The sequence below is a fragment of the Achromobacter sp. GQ309 genome, from assembly GCF_059759315.1.
On the sequence record NZ_JCAXDP010000005.1, the window covers coordinates 197,587 to 217,528 of the forward strand.

Sequence of the window (19,942 nt, forward strand, 5' to 3'; positions counted from 1 at the left end):
CTCAATGCTTCAGATGAAACGTGTCCGCGATCGCGCGGCCCGCCTGCGTGCCCGTCTGCGTCGGTTGCGCGCCGTCCGCCACGGTGCGTACCGCTTCTGCATGGGCATCGGCGGCCGCGCCGCCGTTCTGCGCCGCCCGCCGGACCAGCTCGTGGACCAGGGCGGCAACGAACGCATTGCGTTGGGCCGCGTCATGGCTCGGCAGGCTGAGCGCGCGGATATGCAGGTGAATTGCGGATTTCATGGCCATCCCCTCGTTTCGGCATCGGCCAGCGGCCGTTCCCGTTTGGCGGCTTCAGCGTGCGCGGCTTGCAGCACGTGAGCCATGGTGACTTCGGAGCCGGCGTCGGCGGCCAGAAAGGCCGCGTTCAGCGCGACGTTGCGGATGCTGCCGCCCGTCAGGTTCAGGCGCGCCAGTTGGCGCGGATCAAGATCGCGGGTAGGCGTGGCGGCCGGGAACACGCCGCGCCAGATCCGCGCGCGCTGCTCCAGGTCAGGAAACGGAAACTGCACGACAAAGCGCAGCCGCCGCAGAAAGGCGCTGTCCAGGTTGGACTTCAGGTTGGTGGTCAGCACCGCGAGGCCCCGGTACGACTCCATGCGTTGCAACAGGTAGCTGATTTCGATGTTGGCGTAGCGGTCGTGGCTGTCCTTGACCTCCGAGCGCTTGCCAAAGAGCGCGTCTGCCTCGTCGAACAGCAGGATCGCGCCGCCGTCTTCCGCGGCTTCGAAGAGGCGCCGCAGATTCTTTTCGGTCTCGCCGATGTACTTGCTGACGACGGCGGACAGGTCGATGCGGTACAGGTCCAGCCTGGTTTCGCGCGCCAGGACCTCCGCGGCCAGCGTCTTGCCCGTGCCGCTTTCGCCGGTGAACAGGGTGGCAAGACCCAGACCTCGCGACTGCGCGGCCGCGAACCCCCAGTCTTGATGGACCCGATAGCGCTGGCGCAGATGCGCGGCGATCTGGCGCAGCACGGCGCATTGCGGCTCGGGCAGCACCAGGTCGTCCCAGCCTGCGGCCGGCGTCAGACGTTGCGCCAAGCCGTCCAGCTTGCGGCGGCTGGCCTGCGCGCAGCCCTGCCACAGCACGGCGGCCGGATCGGCGCCGGGTTCCTGCAAGGCGGGGGCGAGCGCGGCGGCGGTGCGCTGCAGGGTCCGCGAGTCCAGCCCGAACTGGCTGGCCGCCTGGTCCACGGCATTGCCGACTTGCGCGGCGGCTTGCGGCCCCAACGCCTGCCGCCACAGCGTTCTGCGGTCGGCCTCTTGCGGCCGGGAGACGGCGCACGGGCGCGAGGCCGCGCGCAACGTGACGGGTTCGCGCACGCCCACGAGGCACAGCCCGCCGGCCTGTTCCACCAGATGCCGCGCCGCCGGCGTCAGGCCCTCCGAGGCGTCGATGAACAGGGCGGCCCCCAGCAGCACGGCCTCGCGCTGCCAGAGCGTCAGCATGATGTTGCGCTCGGCGGCGTCCGCCGGCACGTCTTCTACCTGCAGCGCCAGGCACGCGAGGCCCGCAGCATGCGCGGCGCGCGCCGCCACGTCTTCCTGCGCACCGGGGTCATCGCCTTCCAGCACAAACACCGGCAGCGGCGTGCCTTGCGCGGCGGTGACCTGCGCGGCGATCTGTTTCGCCGCCGCTTCGTGCGCGGTCGCCGTGTGGGGCAGGGGCAGCGCCGGCCGCAGTAGCGGGCGCAGTCGCGCGTCCGGCTCGTTCAGGCCGGCCAGGTAATGCAGCACGCGTTCGTCGATGCGCAGGCGCGCGGTGCTCAGGTCGGCCGTGTCGTCCACGTCCAGCAGGCGCCAGCGGCGCAGCGGACGCTGCGGCGACAGGGCGCTCCAATGCGCGCCTTCCAGCTCGGCCAGCGCCAGCGCGAAGCTGGCATGACGCTGGCTGCCCGATCGGCCGTTCGCGTGGGCGCACAGATCGGCCAGCACCGCGTCCATCTCGATGCCGGCGCACAGCAGCAGCAGATCACGCTCGAACGCCGACAGGCCGAAGGTGGCCGTCAACTGATCGATGGCCGAGTCGCCGTGGAGCGCGGCGCGCGCCTGCGCAAGCTGCTGCGCGCCGTGGCGCGGCGGCCGGCTGCCGGGCTTGCGCAGCCTTGTGCGCAGCCGCGTGAACTCGGCGGCCAGCAGTTGTTGGTTGGCTTCGATCCAGTCGGTGGGCGCGCGCGCGTTCATGGCAGCTCGATCTGGCGGTCAAGATAGCGGACGGGGACCGCCTCGCGGTCCACCAGCGGGCTTTCAATGCCGTCCACCCGCAGCCGCACCAGAAATCGCGTGCCGGCGGGCGGCGCGTCGCGCCATTCGAAGATGAGCGCGCTGGCGGGTGCGGTGGCGGGTTCAGCGGGCAGCTCGCGGTCGCCCAGCAGCAGGCTGGCCGCCTGGCTGGGCAAGAGCGGCGGCGCGATGCCCAACGTGATGCGCACCGTGTCCGCGTTGCGCGTGGCGGCGGCCGGCGGCAGCACGGGCTCGGGCGCCAGCACCAGCGCCAACTGATTGCTGTCGCGGCGCAGGCCGGTATCGCTGGCCTGCACCGTGGCATGCACGCGATAGACGCCGACCGGCAGGTCCGACGGCATCGTCAGCCGCAGCCATGCGTCCGTGCCGGCCTCGACGGGCACGTTGCGTTCGGCATCCAGCGTTGAATGGCGCAGCGTCACCGTGCGCGCCAGGCCATCCAGATGATGACCCTGCAACGTCACGGCGCCGCCGGGCACGGCAACCGGCTGCCTGCCCGCGGGTTGCACCGATAGCAGCGTGGGCAGCGGCGGCGTCAGGCCGGGGAACACCAGCACACCCCGGTCGCGCGGCGTGCCGGGAATGGCTTCCCCGCGTGTCAGCACGGGCAGGGCGCCGCGCGCGGGCCGCCTGGACTCGATCAGCACCACCGACACCTGAAACGCGGCGGTCGGGCGGTAGTGCGCCTGCAGGGCGGACCACAGGCGCGACATCTCTTCCGCGCCCAGCGCTGCCGGGGTGATCTTCAACAGTTCGATCTGACTGGCCAGGTCTGCGCTGCGCAGGCTCTGGTAAACCGTCGGCAGAATGGCGCCATCGACCACGTCCGGATCCAGCGCGCGGCGCACGGCCTCGCGCGGCAGCACGGCCGATTCGTGCAGCAATTGCAGCGCATAGCCCAGCAGCACTTCCGCCTGCAGCTCGGCGCGGCCATACGCGGTCAGCAGATAGTGCAGGTCCAGGGCCAGCGGCGGATTCGCGATGCGATCGCCTGCCGGATCGCGCGACGGCAGCGCGGCATTGCGCCACGCAGCGTTGGGCGTGACCTGATGCAGGAAGAGGTTCAGTTGCGGATCTTCCTGGTTGTCCAGCGACACCGCGTCGGGCGCCAGCGCGGATACCTTGACGCCCGCGCCCAGCGCGTCCGTGACCGCGTGGTCGATCATGCCCGAGTCGAGCAGGTCCTTGATGACGGCGGTGACCGCCGCGATCGCCAGCGCGTTGCTCATGGCAGCCCCGCGCGTCTGGCGGTCAGGTAGGCGCGCAGCGACAGCGCAGACGATCGCGGGGCGGCGGGCGCCGCGCGTTGGGGCGGGGGGGCGACTTCCAGGCGGTCAATGGTGATGTGGACGTCGGGCGGAGAGGGCGGCAGCGCGGGAAGGCGGGAGGCGGACGCCGCATCGGCGGCGTGGCTTCTTGCGTTGCGTGCGTTGGGGCCGGCAAGTTCACGTGCCTCGGCGGACAAGGCCGCGTCGCGTGGGGCAGCAGGGCGGGTACTGTCAGTGACGTCGTGCTCGCCTGACTTTTCCGCCGGTAAGGGCGATGTGATTGGCGATACGGCTGCGGGGCGGGTCTGCCGGTCGTCGGCGGCGTGTTTGTCTGCCTCGATGGACCGAAGCGCGCGCGATTGGCGAACCGGCGAGGGCGCATCTTGATCACCGCGCGCCGGGTTGCGTGGGGGCACGTCCGCGTCGGCGATCGGCGCTGTCACGCTGAAATGCGTGCGATGCCGGCGTGTGTCATGCGCCGCGTCAGGCCCATTCGCGCCCGCCGCATCAACGTTCCATTCTGTCTGGCCAATCCCACCGGAATCCGCAGCGTGCAACGGCGTCTGCGCGAAGCTGGCCACGCTGGATCGCGCGTCGTCTCTGCCCGCCTGGACGCGCGCGTCCGACGCCACCTGCGCAGCCCCCAGCCCCTGCGTCTCTCCCCGCCAGTCATCACGCGGCACGGTCCCGGCAAGCGCCACGGCCCGCGGCGACGGCGCGCTGCGCAGGCGCGGTGCGGAACCCACGCTGCGGCTCGCAAGCTGGCGCAGGAAGCCGCTCATGGCAGCGCCTCGCTGTCGGCCAGTTCCAGATACGCGGCGCGCCGGGCAGGTCCCAGCGCCAGCACCTGCGGTTCGGTCCAGCCGTAGGCGCGCGCCAGACGATGCACATCCCGCAGCAGTCCCCGCGCGCAAAGACTGATGTCGTCCCACACGCAGGCGTCGGCGTCCAGCGCCACGGTCCACGCGTGCGCGCAGTCCGCGCAGCGCAACGACAGCTCGATGTTGGCGGCGGGATCCAGCGCTTCCATGCGCGCTTCGATGTCATCCAGCGCCGCACCCTGCGGCAAGTCGGCGTCGGGCGGTGCGCCAACCCGGCACGCACGCAGCAGCAGCGCAAGCGCCGCGTCGCTGTCGGTGGCCACCGCGGCCTGCGCCTGGTCGCGGCTGCTGGGCAGACGCCATGCCGCTCCATGCGCGTCGAACATCGGCTCGGCCGATGCGCGATCCGGCGGCGGGGACACCGATTCCAGCAGCGTGGCCACGTTTAGGTCGAACGCCATCGCCGCGCCGCATGCCGGACAATCGGCGCAAGCGGCCAGCTGCGGCCCGAACGTGGCTTGCCGCAGGCGCAGCAGCGCCAGGTTCCGCCATCCGACCGGCCGTGACGCGACATCCACGTCGGGCATTGCCTCGGCAAGCGCAAGCAGGCCGCGGTCTATCGGATGACAGTCACGGCCCGCCTCCCACAGCGCAAGAATCTGCGATTCGATCAGGGCGTTCATCGCGGCGCTCCATCAGACCGGCTCGACGAAACTCGGTTCGGATGGCTCGGCGACTTCGTAGTCGCGTTCCCATCCTTCGTTTTCCAGCTTGATGGTCTGAATGGCGACCGCGTTGGCGTTCGCATCCAGATCGGGAATCGCCTGGTATTCCGACACCCAGCAGCGGAACACCTTGTAGGCCAGGACGAGCTGCCCGGCTTCGTTGTAGACCTCGATAATGAGGTCCTTGCGGAAGTTCTTCAGCGACACCTCGCTGCCCAGGCCCGATCCAAAGTTCCACACCTTGTTGGCCCACTGCTCAAATTCGCGGTCGTGCGTGACGCCGCGTTCCAGCGTCACCGCCTCGAATTTGCTGCGGCCTGGCGATTTGCGTCCGCTGGACGGGTCGCCGCCTTCGCGGTGCTCGACCACTTCGGTGCTGCGCTTGAGCGCCGACACCTTGCTGACGCCGGCCACGTAGCGGCCATCCCACTTCACCCGGAATTTGAAGTTCTTGTACGGGTCGAAGCGCTGCGGATTGACGGTGAACTGCGCCATGGCAATCTCCTGGTAACCGTGGTCGGCAAACGCGCCGGGCCGCATGCGGCGCCGGGGCGTGCCGGGCTCAGGCCTGTATCTGGCCGGCCAGTTGCTGGATGCTGATGACGACGAACTCGGCGGGCTTGAGCGGCGCAAACCCCACCAGGATGTTGACCACGCCGCGATTGATGTCGTCCTGCGTGGTGGTTTCCCGGTCGCACTTGACCAGATAGGCCTCGCGCGGCGAACTGCCCTGGAAGGCGCCTTGCCGGAACAGCGTGTTCATGAACGCGCCGATGTTCAGGCGGATCTGCGCCCATAGCGGCTCGTCGTTGGGCTCGAACACCACCCACTGCGTGCCGCGATACAGCGACTCTTCGAGGTAGAGGGCCAGGCGCCGCACGGGTACGTACTTGTATTCCGAGGTGAGTTGGTCTGCCCCGCGCAGCGTGCGCGCGCCCCAGCACACCGCGCCATACACCGGGAACGTGCGCAGGCAGTTGACCCCCAGCGGATTCAGGCTGCCGTTCTCGCCGTCCGTCAGCGTCGCGGCCAGCGAGATGACGCCGGTCAGGTTGGCGTCGGTGCCCGCGGGCGCCTTCCATACGCCCCGGTTGCCGTCGGTGCGCGCATACACGCCGGCGACGGTGCCACACGGCGGCGCCAGACGCGGCTTGCCGTTCTTGAGCGGGTCGGACACGTACGTCCACGGGTAGTAGACGGCGGCGTGATCCGACTTGGGCAGCGCCGTGCCGTTGGCCACTGCCACCATCGCCGCCGGATCGGTGGCGGTGGGCGGGGCATCCACGATCATGAAGGCGCGCCGCTCTTCGCAGTACGACGCGGCATCGGCCAGCACGCCGCTGTGCGTGATGGCCGGCAGGCAGAGCAGATTGAAGATGGCGGCGTCTTCCAGGGCGTACAGCCCTTGCCGCAGCGCGCGGCTGCCGATGAACGCGGCATAGACGTCGTCCGGCCCGTACGGCGTTTCGGTGCCGCCTTCCAGCAATGCATCAACCGGCGGCGGCGAGGCGACGGCGCCGGTCAGCAGATGCAGCGAGGCGGCCAGGTCGTTGGCCGGCGCGGCCGCGACCGCGATGGTCGAGCCCAAGCCGCGCGAGCCGCTTGCCAGCACCAGCGTGCTGCCCTGCACCCGCGCCGTGAAGTCGCGGAAGGCCGGCGTGCCCGGCCGCAGCGCGCGCACGGCGGCCTGCAGGCGCGCCGCCACGTCTTCCAGTTTGGCGGCCAGCGAACCGCCTGCGGCGGTGGCGTCACCCAGACTGACCAGTTCCGGTCCAAGGCCATCCAGCGTGATGCGCAGGCTGGTGTGCGTGGCGTCGGGCAGCGCGTCCAGGTCGGTCGCGCCGAAGGCATCGCTGGTCAGCGTTGCCGCATCAGGCGTGGGCGCGGGGCGGATGATGGCCGCGCCGTCGGTTTCGACGCCGCCGGCCAGCGACCCCAGCATCAGCACGCCCGCGGCGTTGTTGCGCGCGCCCGGCAGCACGCGGACGCTGGCGTTTTCGCCGCCCGCGCCGGACGTCATCACCAGCGTGTTGCCGTTGCGCGCGGCGGTGAAGTTCGCCAGCGCCGGCCGGCCCTGCGCCTGCGCCCGCACCTTGGCCTGGATCGCCGAAGCCAGCGCGGTCAGACGCTGCGTCGCGGTGCCGCCGGCTATGTCGCCAGGCAACGCGATGCTGACGCCCACGGGTTCCAGCCCGTTCACGGCCACGCGGAAATCGGTGTGCGTCGCATCCAGCAGCGTTTGCACGTCGCCCAGCGTGCCGCTGACGCTGGTGCCCGCCGGCAGCGCATCCAGCGCGCCCTGCGACAGCATCCGCTCCAGTCGGACGAGCTGCGATACGCCCTGCACCAGATCCAGCAGATAGCGCGGATCCTTGGCGTTCAACGAGACGTTGGCGTAGCTTTCCGCCCGCCCGTCGCTGCCGCGGATGAACTGGATGTTGAAGGTGCTGGAGGGCACCGCGGTGGCGTGGTCGACGCGGACCTGGATGCTGTTGCCGGATACGCCGGGGTCCAGCGCGCGCACCGTCAGCACGTCCACCGCGGTTGCGCTGCGCAAGGTGCGCTGCGCGGGCGACGCTTCCTTGACCACGCGCACGACCCAGGCGTCCGTGCCGCCGTTCACGAAGAACTGGCGCACGGCATAGCCCAGCTCGGAATCGTCGGCCAGTCCGCCGAAGGCGCGTTCATAGTCGGAGAAACTGAATATCCGGACCGCCTTGTTGACGGGACCGCGTGGGGCCGCGCCCAGAAAGGCGGCGACCGAGGTCGCGACCCCGGCAATCGTGCGAACGCCGCTGGGAATTTCCTGGATATAAACCCCGGGATGGGACAGGGTAAGGGCCATGAGCTGCTCCTTCACACGGCTGTCAGGATCAATGTCCTGGCCGCAGGAGAGGCTTAGAGAGCCGCCAGCGCGCCACGGGAGACGGGCAGGAGAAGGCTGGCGATTCGCGCGAGGCTTGCGCGGGATGGCGGGCGTTGCGCCGCTCTAGTTGGATTGCAGCGGAAAGGCAATCGGGCAAAAGCAGCAAGCCCTGGTAGGAACGAGTTATAGAAGTTCTGATTGATGCGATCAATAGCTTTTTAACGGCGTTAACCATCTGTTTCTTATTCAGGGGGCGGTCAGCCCCGGTCTTGCCGCAATTGAACCCCGGGGCGCGCTGGCGTATAACCCGAAGCGACGCCGCCCGCGATCATCCGGGCGGCGGAACGCCCCAGCCGGTTTGGCAGGCGGCCAGAACCTCAAGGAGCGTGAGATGAATTGCGTGTCCCGAATGCTGCATTTGCATGACTGGTTTTCCCGCTTGCCTGCCACTTCCGGCGATGCCGCCCGACGCCTGCGCATGACGCGCGTTGTCCTGGGCGTGGCGGCCGGAACGTCGCTGGCGTTTGGTGCCGCGGCGCAGCCGCAGAATGCCGGCCAGCCTGCGTCAGCCCCCGCGACCCAGACTGCTGCCGCGCAACAGGGCGCCGGCCAACAAGACTCGTCCGCCGCGCGCGCGCTGCAATGGCCGCGTAGCTTCACCGCACCCGACGGCAAGCGGGTCGAGCTGTACCAACCGCAGATCGACACCTGGACCGCCGACCGCCTCACCGGCCGCATGGCGGTGGCGGTGGGACCGGCCAAGGGCAGCCCGACCTACGGCGTCGCCGAGTTTTCCGCCCGCGCCGACGTGAACAAGCCGGCCGGGCTGGTGCGCCTGTCAGACATCCGCGTCGAACGCGTGCAGGTGCCCACCGCGCCGCAGGAGGCCGCGCGCCTGCGCACCGAACTCGAAGCCCGCATCCCCGCCAACGGCGTGGTCACGCCATTGGATGCGCTGCAACTGAGCTATGCGCTGTCGCAGAACAACCCGCCCGCCAAGACCGTGCCGGTGAACAACACGCCGCCGCGCATCATCTACCGCACGGTGCCGGCGATCCTGGTGCTGGTTGATGGCGCACCCGCGTGGACCCAACTGCCCGACACGCAGGGATGGCGCCGCGTCATCAACACCCGCGCGCTGATCCTGGGCGACAACGCCGGCCGGTTGTACCTGCAGGCCGCGGGCCACTGGTACGAAGCCGGCGACATCAACGGGCCGTGGCGCACCGTGGCGCAACCGTCGCCCGCGCTGCTTGCGGCGGCAGACGCCGCGCGACGCGGTCCGGCGGCGGACCCGTTGATGCCGCACGACGGCAAGGCGCCGCACCGCGCGCCCGATGTCGAAGTGTCGACCGTGCCCGCTGAACTGCTGATCACGATTGGCCAGGCCGAGCTGCGGCCGGTGCCGGGGACTTCGCTGCTGTCGGTCACCAACGCCGACCACGCCGTGTTCATGAACCCGGGCGACAACCGCTACTACCTGCTGGTGTCCGGCCGCTGGTTCCGAGGCGCGCGGCTGGAAGGGCCATGGTCGTATGTGCCGGGCAAGGACCTGCCGCGCGATTTCGCGCGCATTCCGCCGCGGGATCCGCAAGGCGGGGTGCTGGTGTCGGTGCCCGGCACGCCGCAGGCGCGGGAAGCCGTCATTGCGTCGACCATTCCGCAGACCGCCACCGTGTCGCGCAGCGCCGCCAAGCTGCAGGTCGAATACGCCGGCGGCGCGCCGGTGCTGCGGCCCATCGACGGCACGACCCTGCACTACGCGACGAACTCGCCGGTGCCGGTCATCCAGGCGGAAGGCCGCTATTACGCGCTGTCGAACGCGGTGTGGTTCGTGTCGGACTCGCCAACCGGACCGTGGCGCGTGGCCGACCATGTGCCGCCGGCCATCTACGCCATTCCCGCCAGCTCGCCGCTGCATTACGTGACCTATGTGCAGGTCTACGGCGCCACGCCGCAAAGCGTGGTGTTCGGCTATTCACCCGGCTACATGGGCGTGGTGGTGGCGCCAGACGGCACCGTCGTCTACGGCACGGGCTATTCCTATCCGCCCACGATCGTACAGAACACCTGGGTCGGCTATCCGCCCAGCTATGGCTACAACGCCGCCTTCGATTCGGCCGCGGGCTTTGCCTTCGGGTTTGCCGCCGCCGAGGCCTGGGGCGGCGCCGCGCCGTACTGGGGACCGTACTATGGCGCGCCCTATTGGGGCGGCGTGGACGTCAACAAGGTCGACGTCTACGGCGCCTGGGGCGGTTCCGGCACGGTCACGCACGCGGCCGGCTGGAACGGCTGGACGGGCACCGAGTGGCAGGGCGCCCACGCCGAAGGCTACAACCCGCAAACCGGCGCCGCGTTTGAAGGCACGCGCGGCGCGGCTTACAACGAGTACACGGGCAACGCCGCCGCCGGACGCCGGGGCGCCTACACCGATCCGGTCACGGGCGCATCGGGCGCGGGCCGCGCGGGCGCGGTCGAGAACGACGACGGCCAGTGGGCCGCGGGCCGGCAGAACGTGCGCACCAATGCCGACACCGGCCGCACCACGTACTCCGCCGCCAGCGCGACCGGCACGGCGGGCCAAGGCGCCGACAGCGTCGACCGGCGCGGCGCCACCTACAACCGCAACACCGGCAGCGGCGCGGCGTGGAACAACGGCAACGTGTATGCGGACCACAACGGCAACGTCTACGAGCACAACGACAACGGCTGGCAGCAGCACACGTCGTCGGGGTGGCAGCCCGTTCAGCCGAACACGCAGTCCAATTACCTGAACGCACAGCGCCAGGCGCGCGATTATTCGACGCAACCGGGCGGCATGGATGGCGGAGGCTGGCAGAACCGCATGAACGAGTCCGCGGGCGGCTGGCAAGGCCGCAGCGACGGCGGCTGGCAGGGTCGCGCGGAGGGCGGCTGGCAAGGGCGCGGGGAGGGCGGCTGGCAGGGCCGCGGGATGGAGGGGCGCAGCTTTGGCGGGTTTGGCGGGTTCCGGGGCGGCGGCTTCCGGCGTTGAGCCGGTAGGGGCAGCGCGCTCACGTCGCGCGCAACGCGTGCCGGCTCGGCGGCCGGCACGCATGTTGTCTGTGGTCAGTCCTGCACCAGGTACGCCTGTCCGCCCGGCTTCAGATACGCGGCCAGATCACTGAACGGCACCTGCGCCAGCGTCCCAAGACACACGCCCGACGCGTGCCCCACGCCCGACACCGACAGGCTCAGCGCACCCGGAGCGCTCGCGCCCAGCGCAAGATACGTGGGCCAAAGATCCCAGCAGCCTTCCTTGGAGCGGTCTTCCGTCAGGCCCGCCTCGTCGCGCGCCGCCAGGGTTTTCTGTACCTGGCCGGCAAGTTCCTTCAGCGCGGGGCGCGGTTCGCGGTTGTTCGGCTCGTAGGCGTCGAACACGCGGTTCCAATCCAGGGTTTCGCCGCGCAGCAGGTCCAGCGTGTAGGGATCGAAGTGATTGTTGGGATGCGCGCCGCCACAGTCCAGGCTGCCGGACTCGGTCACGGTCATCATCGCGCTGGACAGCCACGGCACCTTCACGACCTCTTCCTCGTAGTTGCCCAGCGTTCCCGCGGACGGGCCGTCGCTGGTGTAGGCCGTGGCCTTGCAGGCCAGTGCTGCGTGGCTCATGCGCCAGTGGCGCTGTTCGAGCAGATGGTTGACGCGTGCCATGACCGCTTTGTCCGGATGCCGCGACAGGCGCGGATAGCTGAACTGCGTGCGCGGATCGCGCCACATGCGATAGGCCACGGTGGCGCTGCCGATGTCGTCGCCGACCGGCTCAGCATGACCCGCTAGTTTGAGCGTGTCGTAAGGCACGCGGGCCGCGTCGATCTCTACGCCGAACTCGATGCCGCCATCGGGCGTCAGCGCGCTGGCGTCGTACTGCGCGGCACGCTTGAGCGTGAAGCTGCGTTGCTCGCCCGTGCGCGTGTCGATCCAGACCCCCCGATAGCCCTGCGCGTCGAGCGTGCCTTGCCAGGTGGCGGCAGGCTTTGCGCCCGGCTGTTTGGCGGCCTGGTACGTCAGCGGCTCGGCCAGCGATTTGACGGTGCCTTTGAGCGGAATGTCGACGCCGTTCTTGGGATAGAAGTAGCGTCCGGTCAGCTCGCCGTCGGCGGCCGCGCTGTCCAGCTCCATCACGATGTCGCCCACGCCTTGCAGCGTGCCCGTGTAGACGGTGCGCTCGGCGGCGCTGGCCTCGCCGGGCGCCTGCAGCAGCAGGGCCAGCGCCAAGGCGCCAATCGGAATCGAAAGCGGGCGTGCAATGGGAAAGGGCATCTGCGTGGTGGACCCTGAGACGTGGGCCGGTCAATATACTCGACGCATCAGGGCTTCAATCTGCTGACCGCCACTGTCCAACGCTGGGGTCCACGCCAACGCGCCGGCCATCTGCCCAGACCTGTTCCTCATCCAGCCGCGACGCCGCTGCGGTGTCGATGTCGAAGACAATGCCAAGCGCCAGTGCGACCGCCGGATCTTCGATCGGCAGCTCCCAGGGCAGAAAGAGTTGCGACAGATCTTGGTCATCGGCAAAGTCCGCATCGTCGTACCCGCTTTGATGCCGGCGAATCACGGCGTGCGGCTGGCAGGTGTCGAAGACGATGGCCACGCCGCGCGTGAGCGCAATGCGGTGGCCGGTGCCGGGAAAATGCACGTCCAGGCCCTTGTCGTCGGACAGGAACAGATTGCAGAACGCCGCGCTGCCGTATTGACCGCCGTCGTGGTGATAGCGCGCGCCGCGGCAGGCCATCAGCGCCATGTCGCTGGCGCCCAGCACATCGCCCAGCCCTTGCGCGCGCGTCCAGTCGCGCATGGCTTGCACGCACTCGCCGAATTCCGGCCAGCGCGCGCGGGTGCGGGACACCGGCATCTGCTCGACGTCGCCGGGTTCGAGCAGCAGTCGCGTGCGGATCTCGCGATCCCAATCGGCCAGCAGACGCGCCGGCGGCGCGGGCACGTTCAGGTGGCCAGCGAGCAGCCGGCTGCTGACGCTGCGGCTGCGCAAGACGTCATCGTGCGCGTAAAAGAACGACGTCAATCGGTCCTGCAATGGGTGATTCATGACTGCAATGGGTGATTCATGAGCTGCGCCTGCCGCGCCTAACCTCCGCGTCCTTCATAGGCGCCTTCGTCGCCGTCCTCGTCTTCCATCGCGGCCTGCGCGCGTTCCAGCAGATAGCGCTTCAGGCCTTCAAGGCCATCCGGCGTCCAGTCCGTTACGCCGGTCACCGCAACCCATGCATCCACATAATGCTGCGGCGCATAGACGTGTCCATAGCCCATGGGCGTCGCCGTGCCCACCGCCATGTCCAGCGCCAGCTGCAACATCGTCACCACGGGATACCAGCGCAGCTCGGGCGACACGTCCGGTCCCATCGGCGCGTTCATCCACGCGGGCGGACGGTACAGATCGCGATAGTCGAAGAACGTGACCGGGTCGCTGGCGTATTGCAGGTAGACGACACGCATCGGCCCCCACGGCGCGTCGGCCGGCACGGGTGATCCGTGCTGGTTCATGAAGCGCACGAAGGCGCCATCGCGCAGCTCGGGCAGCCACGCGGGCGAGCCGGGATTGCGGGCGTCCGTGATCTTGCGCCAGACCCGGCTCTCAAAGGGCGGGCCGCTCCAGAGCGCGCCCTGGATCGGATCGCCGATCATCTCGAACAGTTCGGCCGAGCCGGCGGAGTTCATGGCGCCCAGGCTCAGGCCATGCAGATACAGCCGGGGCCGCCGGTCCTTGGGCAGCGTGGTCCAGTGGCCATACACCGCCTGGAACAGGGCGCGCGCCGCCTCGGCGCCGTATTCAGGCTGCGCCAGCAGCGATAGTGGGCTGGACAGGTACGAATACTGCATTGCCACGCTGGCCACGTCGCCATTGAGCAGGTATTCCAGCGAGTCGGCGGCGGCGGGGTCGACCCATCCCGTGCCGGTCGGCGTGATGACGACCAGCACCGAGCGGTCGAAGGCGCCGACGCGCTTCATCTCGTCCAGCGCAAGCTGCGCGCGGGCCTGCGGCGTGGCCGCGCCGCGCAGGCCGACATAGACGCGGATGGGTTCCAGCGCCTCGCGTCCCGACTGCGTGGTGATCTCGCTGGCTGTCGGGCCCGACGCGATGTATTCGCGGCCCGCACGGCCCAGTTCATTCCAGCGGATCAGCGACGCCGGACCGCCCGTCTTGTTATCGGCGGTCGGCTGCGGGCGTTCGGGTTCCAGCAGCGCGTCGAATTCTTTGAACGAGGCGTCCAGCACGTGCAGCGCGCCGCGGAAGAACACGTCGGTCGCCAGCAGCCAGAAGATCAAAAGGGCGATGGCCGCGCCCGTGACGTTGGCCACACGCCGCGGTACGACACGCCGCACCTGCCGGGTCAGATAGCGCGCCATCAGCTTGAACAGCCGCGCCAGCGCCAGCAGCACGGCGAACGTCGCGAGGGCGATCAGGCTGACCTTGATGGGATGTGCGCTGGTCACGGGTTCCATCTGCATCAGCGCGCGGATGGTGTTCTGCCATTCGGCTGCGCGGCCCAGGAATACGATCGCCACGGACACGCACAGCAGGCCGATGACGGCATTGATGATGCGCGCGGTCCGGCCGCGGGGCTCGGGCAGTTCCATGTAGGCCCACAGCCAATGCCACAGCACGCCCAGGCCATATCCCGCGGCGAGGCAGGTGCCGGCCAGCACGCCCTGCGTGACGTGGGTGCGGGGGATGAGGGTGGGCGTCAGCGCCGCGGCAAAGAACAGCGTACCGAGCATGAGGCCGACGCCGGATAGGGACTCCAGGTGCGAGCGCAGGAAGGTAGGCAGGTGGCGGGGCAAGGTCTGCTGCACGGTGGGGGTCCTCATCCGGGAGGGAATGGCGGGGATTCTCGCACGTTGCCGCGCGATGGTCGCGGGTGACGATGTTTGCGGGTGCCGATACGGACGGTGCTGTCAGTCGCGGTCGGGCGCGCCCAGCGGAAAGAGCGTCCGGTAGGGCCGGGCCTCGTCGACCGCCCGCGCGAACGACGGCCGCGCCAGCAGCCGCGCGCGATAGGCCCGCAGATGCGGATAAGCGTCGGCGATCGGGTGGGTCCAGTCGGCGTAGAACAAGGCGGGCGCGGCGGCGCAGTCGGCCAGCGTGAAGTCCCCGCCCGCCGCCCATGTGCGCGTCGCAAGCTGCGCGTCGATCCAGGCGTAGGCCCGTTCCAGCTTCTCCGCGGCCAGCGCCCGCGCTTCGTCACGCCTGGCGGGATCGCCGGTCAGCGCGCCGTTCACCGCGTGCTGCATCCAGTACATGACGTGCAGGTCGAAATAGCGGTCCAGAAAGCGCACGTCCAGCGCGGCCATCGGGTCGGCGGGAATCAGCCGGACCGGGCCGGGGTGGGTCAGTTGCAGGTATTCGATGATGATGCCGGACTCGGCGACGTTGCGTTCGCCGTCGACCAGCAGCGGAAACTTGCGCAGCGGCCAGCGCTCGATCCAATCGGCGGCATGCTGGGGCGTGTCGGGCCCGATGCTGCGGAACTCGAACGGCGTGGCGTTTTCGTACAGCGCGATCAGTGTCTTCTGCGTGTACGACGAAAAGGGATGACCGTAAAGTGCAGGCAGCATTCTCGGAGTCTCCTCGGACGTGGCTCACAGGTTAATGGGTCTCGGGCTGTTTCACCAGACGGACGCCGCCGCGACGCCGCCGTGCGCGCCGGGCGCGAAAAGGAATACAGTGCATGACGGATCCCGGCGCAACGGCGCGGGGCCGACACCAACAATACGGAGACAGGATGGATACGGCAGGCAAGCAGGGCGCCAGCGTGCGCGAACAGGTCGGCGAAACGGAATGGCAGGTCCGCAAGGACCTGGCGGCGTTGTACCGGCTGGTGGCGCTGTTCGGGTGGGACGATCTGATCTTCACGCACATCACCGCCAAGGTGCCGGGCACGGAGCATTTCCTCATCAACCCCTACGGGATGATGTTCGACGAGATCACCGCGTCCAGCCTGGTCAAGATCGACCTGCACGGCAACAAGGTGATGGACTCGGAATACGACATCAATCCCGCCGGCTTCACCATCCACAGTTGTATCCATGCGGCGCGCAAGGATGCGATGTGCGTGCTGCACACGCATTCGATCAACGGCGTGGCGGTCTCGGCGCAGAAGGCGGGCCTCTTGCCGCTGTCGCAGTTCGCGTTCATCGTGCTGCGCTCGCTCAGCTACCACGACTACGAAGGTCTGGCGCTCAATCCCGACGAGCAGCCGCGCCTGGTGCGCGACCTGGGCGCCAACAACTACCTCATCCTGCGCAACCACGGCCTCTTGACCGTGGGTCAGAGCATGGCCGAGGCCTTTCAGGCCATGCATCGGATGGAAGCCGCCTGCATGGTGCAGGTGCGCGCCCAGGCCGGCGGCGAACTGACCCACATTCCCGCGGACATCCTGGCCCGCGCGGCGGTGGAGTCGCCGGCTGACCGCGCCCACAAGGCCCAGCTGGCGTGGCCGGGCCTGCTGCGCCGGCTGGACCGGCGCAATCCGGGCTACGCGGAATAAGCGTGAAGGCCGGTGTCTGACACCGGCCAGCAGCACACCTCCGTCTACTTCTTCGCAGCCGGATCGGCGGACAGGAACTCGGCGCAATCCGGCAGCGGCGTGGCCGGCTGGTATGTCGCGTCGCCGGCATTCCATGTGTAGGTGACGGTGTAGCTGCATTGCTTGTCCGCCTGCGGCGCGAGCTGCGCCTTGGTCAGGGCGGGCCGCGCGCTGGAATCCGCCAGACGGCTGGCGCCGGCTGGCGAGCGGGTGGCCTGCGTCTTCACCAGCAGATCCGGCAATTCCTTGCCCGGCAGGGCCTTCAACGATGCCGTGAACTGATAGACATCGCTGCATTGCCCGGCGCGCTTTTCCTGGTCCGCCTCGTTGAAGCACGCCCGGATGGAGGCATCGGCCGAGTACGGCATGACGAGCACCAGGCTCGCGCCGGCCTGCTCGCCCAGATTGACGTCGTACAGATACAGATCCCGGCGTTCGAATCCGCCGCCCGAGAACGGGGTCGACGCCTTGAAGTCCGGCTCCGCCGGGCCGATCACGCCGACCAGCGCCCGCTCTTCGCTCAAGCGGATCAGTTCCGGCCAGACCTTGAAGTCCTTGAAGTCGGGAATGTCGGGCGAGTCCCAGAACCGGTAGTCGGCGCGCAGGGTCCTGCTGGTCGCGAAGGGCCCGTTTTCGCTGAATGCGCCGTCCGTCTTGATGCCCACGCACCAGTCGGTCTGGGCGTTGCAATACAGCTTGTTGTCCGCGTTCAGCTTCAGGGGCTCGGTATCGGGGGCGGCCAATGCCGCGGCGGGCAGGGCGGCGCAGAGCAGCAGGGCAAACACTTTTGACACGATTCTTCCTTCTTGTGGGATGCGCGCGGGCCGGTATGTTACGGCCCGCGCAGCGCCGCTGGGGCGCGCCACATTTTGTAGGGAGCCGGGCCATTGCGCGCGACCCGATGGTGTCAAAAGATGAACAAACGTATCGGAGTCGATGCTGTTCGCGCCGGCGGCCTCAGTCGCGCACCGGGCCGTCGGGCGTATCGGTTTCCACCAGCCGGGCCAGTTGCAGCAGCGATTCCTGCCAGCCCAGGTAGCACATCTCGGTCGGGATGACCTCGGGAATGCCCTCCTGCACGATGGTCAGTTCCGTGCCGCACGAGACCTGCCGCAGGTTGATGGTCGTCGTCATCTCGCCCGGCAGGGCGGGATCGTTGAAGCGGTCCGTGTAGCGGATCTTCTCGCCTTCCACCAGCTCCAGGTATTCGCCGCCGAACGGCTCCAGGTGGCCGGTGGCGAAGTTGCGAAAGGCCATCCGGTGCTTGCCGCCCACGCGCGCGTCCAGTTCCTGGACCGAGCAGGTGTAGCCATAGGGCGGAAGCCACTTGGCGACCGCGTCGGGTTCCAGAAAGGCGCGATAGACGCGGTCGGGGGAGGCGCGCAGGACGCGCAGGTGTCGTACGGTTCCGGTAGTCATGGTGTAGTCCGCCTTGAATTGAGGGTGGGTGCATGACTACGACGAACCGCCGGCACCCGGATCGACAGGATTTTTGCTGGGGATTTCCCTAGGTCCTCGAGCTGCGCCCGGGAGCTGCGTCCGATCTCGTCGAGCTGCACCCGGGGACGCCGCGTCCGATCACGCCCGCAGCCGTTCAATGTACGCCGACAGCGTCTCGGCGTGCCGCTGCTCGGCGCGCAGGCCGACGTGCCCGTCCGCCCGCACCGCCAGCAGCATCATGTCGCCCACGCCCATCCGGGCCGCGGTGGCGGGCTCCAGGTAGGCGTCCACGTCGGTCACGCCATCGCTGGCGGTCAGGGAAACCACCACCTCGATGATGTAGCCGTCAGCCAGCGCCATCAGCTGGCGGCGCAGGTCCGACAGCGGCTGCTGCGGTGTGCCGGGGCCGCCAATCAACAAAACGGTATGCCCGCGCCGCCTGGCGTACTCGTGCAGCTTGCCCCGGCCGCCGGTGGAAAACCGCACGTCGATATGGTCCGGCAGCCGCTGGCCCGGCCAGATGGCCTCGTGCCGGTCACCCATGACGATGGGCGACCTCGCGTAGTCGATGTCGAGTTCGGCTTCCGACACGGCCTCGCGGTGCCGCGCCTCGGGGTCGCCGAAGGCCGCGCGGATCGCCAGATCGCGCGCGCGCCGCTCTGCGTTGCCCTGCGCCATCTGCGCGCTTTCGGCGGCATCGCCCGACGCCATCACCATGTCGGCCACGGGCCGGCGTTCGGCGTGATAGCTGTCCAGCAGCGCGGGCGAACAATGTCCCTGGCAGACAAGTGCCAGCTTCCAGCCCAGGTTGTAGGCATCCTGCAGGCCGGTGTTCATGCCATGTCCCTGCGCCGGGCTGCACGTGTGCGCGGCGTCGCCCGCCAGCAGCACGCGGCCGGACCGGAACGCGCGCGCCACCTTGGTGTGGCATTCGAAGCGCGCCGGGTGCGAGACGTTGTAAAAGCCGGCGTCGGGCAGGTAGCGCCGCAGCGTGGACAGCGCGTCCTCGACCAGGTCCGACTCCGCGGAGCTGGGACGCAGGTAGACGCGCCAGCGCTCGCCGGGAAGCGCGGTCAGAATCACGGGAATCTGATCCAGGTAGGCGTAGTTCGCCTCGAACGCCTCCGGCCAGTCGGGGATGGTGGCGTCGAACACGGCCCACGGCTGGTTGATGTCGTGGCCGTCCTGCTCGATGCCGGTCAGCATCCGCACGGTGCTGTGATGCCCGTCGCAGCCGACGACCCACTGCGCCAGCACCTGCGACAGCTTGCCGCCGCGCTCCACGGTGGCCAGCACGCCGTCTTCCTGTTCCTGCAATCCCACCAGCTTCGTGGCGCGCGTGACCTTGCCGCCCAGCCGCGCCAGATGGTCGGCCAGCACCGTCTCGGTGACTTCTTCCGAGATGCCGATGTTGAAGGGATAGCGGCTGCCGGCAAGTTCCAGGTCGATGATGCCCAGTTCGCTGCCGCCCGCGTGAATGCGGGCGCGCCGCTGCTTCACGCCCGCGGCCAGCAGGGGTTCGATGATGCCCAGCGCATCCAGGATTTCAAGTGAACGCGGATGCACGACGGTTGCGCGGTCCCAATCCAGCGGGCGTTCGTGCGCATCGATCAGCAGGCAGTCAACGCCGCGGCGCTGCAATTCGGCGGCGGTCAACAGGCCGGCCGGGCCCGCGCCCACGACCAGGACGGAAATCGAGATCACCATGTCTTGCCCTCAGCAATGTGGTCATCAAGTCCTGCCGCAAGGGATGCAGCCTGCCCGGCAGTCGGAAGCAGCGCGGTCGCGCCGATGCTGCCGGCAGCACGACAAAGGCGGCGCATTGCGCCGCCCCTGCCGTTTCGCGTGTTGCGAAATTAAAGCAGCGCCGGGGCGCCGTCAACGGCAATGCGCGGCGCCGCGCGCGAGTGGGGGGGCACCTCGTTCCGCGGTATGGATGCATCAGTGCGCGCGGTCTCATGCGATGGGATGAGGCGCCGCTCGCCCGGTTGGCCACGCCCGCGAAGGCATCCGC

The 19,942-nt window shown here is 69.1% G+C and carries 16 protein-coding genes; 2 read left to right on the top strand and 14 right to left on the bottom strand.

What is annotated here, in order from left to right:
* Position 1: 1 nt before the first annotated feature.
* The 7 genes from AC6CIE_RS17135 to AC6CIE_RS17165 form a co-directional block, all read right to left on the bottom strand.
* Positions 2–250 carry a hypothetical protein gene (locus tag AC6CIE_RS17135; RefSeq protein ID WP_498093064.1) on the bottom strand — a complete coding sequence of 83 codons (249 nt, stop codon included), beginning with the start codon at positions 248–250 and terminating at the stop codon, positions 2–4.
* A complete protein-coding gene (locus tag AC6CIE_RS17140; RefSeq protein ID WP_498093066.1) occupies positions 241–2,184 on the bottom strand; it encodes an ATP-binding protein in 1,944 nt (647 codons plus the stop codon). The genes AC6CIE_RS17135 and AC6CIE_RS17140 overlap by 10 nt, the downstream gene beginning before the upstream one ends.
* Complete coding sequence (locus AC6CIE_RS17145) at positions 2,181–3,473, bottom strand: Pvc16 family protein (RefSeq protein ID WP_498093068.1); 1,293 nt, start codon at positions 3,471–3,473, stop codon at positions 2,181–2,183. Before AC6CIE_RS17145 ends, AC6CIE_RS17140 begins: the two co-directional genes overlap by 4 nt.
* Positions 3,470–4,294, bottom strand: a complete 825-nt coding sequence (locus AC6CIE_RS17150; RefSeq protein ID WP_175137633.1) for a hypothetical protein — start codon at positions 4,292–4,294, stop codon at positions 3,470–3,472. The genes AC6CIE_RS17145 and AC6CIE_RS17150 overlap by 4 nt, the downstream gene beginning before the upstream one ends.
* Positions 4,291–5,016 (bottom strand): hypothetical protein, encoded by a 726-nt coding sequence (locus AC6CIE_RS17155; protein WP_498093070.1) that lies wholly within the window; start codon positions 5,014–5,016, stop codon positions 4,291–4,293. The genes AC6CIE_RS17150 and AC6CIE_RS17155 overlap by 4 nt, the downstream gene beginning before the upstream one ends.
* 12 nt (positions 5,017–5,028) lie before the next feature.
* A complete protein-coding gene (locus tag AC6CIE_RS17160; RefSeq protein WP_175137634.1) occupies positions 5,029–5,553 on the bottom strand; it encodes a phage tail protein in 525 nt (174 codons plus the stop codon).
* 67 nt (positions 5,554–5,620) lie between these two features.
* On the bottom strand, positions 5,621–7,903 hold the full coding sequence (locus tag AC6CIE_RS17165; protein ID WP_498093072.1) for a phage tail sheath family protein: 2,283 nt from the start codon (positions 7,901–7,903) through the stop codon (positions 5,621–5,623).
* Positions 7,904–8,363: 460 nt separating this feature from the next.
* Here AC6CIE_RS17165 and AC6CIE_RS17170 point away from each other — a divergent pair, with 460 nt between their 5' ends.
* The gene (locus tag AC6CIE_RS17170) at positions 8,364–10,937 is read left to right on the top strand and encodes a carbohydrate-binding family V/XII (RefSeq protein WP_498093074.1); all 2,574 of its coding nucleotides are present in this window, start codon (positions 8,364–8,366) and stop codon (positions 10,935–10,937) included.
* Between the two features lie 74 nt (positions 10,938–11,011).
* Here AC6CIE_RS17170 and AC6CIE_RS17175 read toward each other — a convergent pair whose 3' ends face one another.
* The 4 genes from AC6CIE_RS17175 to AC6CIE_RS17190 all read right to left on the bottom strand — a co-directional run bounded on the left by AC6CIE_RS17175 (position 11,012) and on the right by AC6CIE_RS17190 (position 15,517).
* Positions 11,012–12,205: a hypothetical protein gene (locus tag AC6CIE_RS17175; RefSeq protein WP_175184500.1), complete on the bottom strand. Its 1,194-nt coding sequence runs from the start codon at positions 12,203–12,205 to the stop codon at positions 11,012–11,014.
* A 55-nt stretch (positions 12,206–12,260) separates the two neighbouring features.
* Complete coding sequence (locus tag AC6CIE_RS17180; protein WP_498093076.1) at positions 12,261–12,989, bottom strand: hypothetical protein; 729 nt, start codon at positions 12,987–12,989, stop codon at positions 12,261–12,263.
* Positions 12,990–13,027: 38 nt separating this feature from the next.
* Entirely contained in the window at positions 13,028–14,755 is a 1,728-nt protein-coding gene (locus AC6CIE_RS17185; RefSeq protein ID WP_498093078.1) for an alpha/beta hydrolase, read from the bottom strand.
* A gap of 102 nt (positions 14,756–14,857) precedes the next feature.
* Complete coding sequence (locus tag AC6CIE_RS17190) at positions 14,858–15,517, bottom strand: glutathione S-transferase family protein (RefSeq protein ID WP_498093080.1); 660 nt, start codon at positions 15,515–15,517, stop codon at positions 14,858–14,860.
* A 167-nt stretch (positions 15,518–15,684) separates the two neighbouring features.
* Here AC6CIE_RS17190 and AC6CIE_RS17195 point away from each other — a divergent pair, with 167 nt between their 5' ends.
* Positions 15,685–16,449 (top strand): class II aldolase/adducin family protein, encoded by a 765-nt coding sequence (locus AC6CIE_RS17195; RefSeq protein ID WP_175137640.1) that lies wholly within the window; start codon positions 15,685–15,687, stop codon positions 16,447–16,449.
* Positions 16,450–16,493: 44 nt separating this feature from the next.
* Here the strand turns inward: AC6CIE_RS17195 and AC6CIE_RS17200 are convergent, their stop codons facing one another.
* The 3 genes from AC6CIE_RS17200 to AC6CIE_RS17210 all read right to left on the bottom strand — a co-directional run bounded on the left by AC6CIE_RS17200 (position 16,494) and on the right by AC6CIE_RS17210 (position 19,635).
* Positions 16,494–17,282 carry a hypothetical protein gene (locus AC6CIE_RS17200; RefSeq protein WP_498093082.1) on the bottom strand — a complete coding sequence of 263 codons (789 nt, stop codon included), beginning with the start codon at positions 17,280–17,282 and terminating at the stop codon, positions 16,494–16,496.
* Between the two features lie 163 nt (positions 17,283–17,445).
* A complete protein-coding gene (locus AC6CIE_RS17205) occupies positions 17,446–17,907 on the bottom strand; it encodes an SRPBCC family protein (RefSeq protein WP_175122728.1) in 462 nt (153 codons plus the stop codon).
* 159 nt (positions 17,908–18,066) lie between these two features.
* On the bottom strand, positions 18,067–19,635 hold the full coding sequence (locus tag AC6CIE_RS17210) for an FAD-dependent monooxygenase (RefSeq protein ID WP_498093084.1): 1,569 nt from the start codon (positions 19,633–19,635) through the stop codon (positions 18,067–18,069).
* Positions 19,636–19,942: the final 307 nt, after the last annotated feature.

Coding starts and splice junctions, on each gene's coding strand:
- AC6CIE_RS17205 (WP_175122728.1), bottom strand. CDS start 17,907: ATGACTACCGGAACCGTACGACACCTGCGCGTCCTGCGCGCCTCCCCC.
- AC6CIE_RS17155 (WP_498093070.1), bottom strand. CDS start 5,016: ATGAACGCCCTGATCGAATCGCAGATTCTTGCGCTGTGGGAGGCGGGC.
- AC6CIE_RS17175 (WP_175184500.1), bottom strand. CDS start 12,205: ATGCCCTTTCCCATTGCACGCCCGCTTTCGATTCCGATTGGCGCCTTG.
- AC6CIE_RS17165 (WP_498093072.1), bottom strand. CDS start 7,903: ATGGCCCTTACCCTGTCCCATCCCGGGGTTTATATCCAGGAAATTCCC.
- AC6CIE_RS17150 (WP_175137633.1), bottom strand. CDS start 4,294: ATGAGCGGCTTCCTGCGCCAGCTTGCGAGCCGCAGCGTGGGTTCCGCA.
- AC6CIE_RS17195 (WP_175137640.1), top strand. CDS start 15,685: ATGGATACGGCAGGCAAGCAGGGCGCCAGCGTGCGCGAACAGGTCGGC.
- AC6CIE_RS17190 (WP_498093080.1), bottom strand. CDS start 15,517: ATGCTGCCTGCACTTTACGGTCATCCCTTTTCGTCGTACACGCAGAAG.
- AC6CIE_RS17145 (WP_498093068.1), bottom strand. CDS start 3,473: ATGAGCAACGCGCTGGCGATCGCGGCGGTCACCGCCGTCATCAAGGAC.
- AC6CIE_RS17140 (WP_498093066.1), bottom strand. CDS start 2,184: ATGAACGCGCGCGCGCCCACCGACTGGATCGAAGCCAACCAACAACTG.
- AC6CIE_RS17135 (WP_498093064.1), bottom strand. CDS start 250: ATGGCCATGAAATCCGCAATTCACCTGCATATCCGCGCGCTCAGCCTG.
- AC6CIE_RS17210 (WP_498093084.1), bottom strand. CDS start 19,635: ATGGTGATCTCGATTTCCGTCCTGGTCGTGGGCGCGGGCCCGGCCGGC.
- AC6CIE_RS17180 (WP_498093076.1), bottom strand. CDS start 12,989: ATGAATCACCCATTGCAGGACCGATTGACGTCGTTCTTTTACGCGCAC.
- AC6CIE_RS17160 (WP_175137634.1), bottom strand. CDS start 5,553: ATGGCGCAGTTCACCGTCAATCCGCAGCGCTTCGACCCGTACAAGAAC.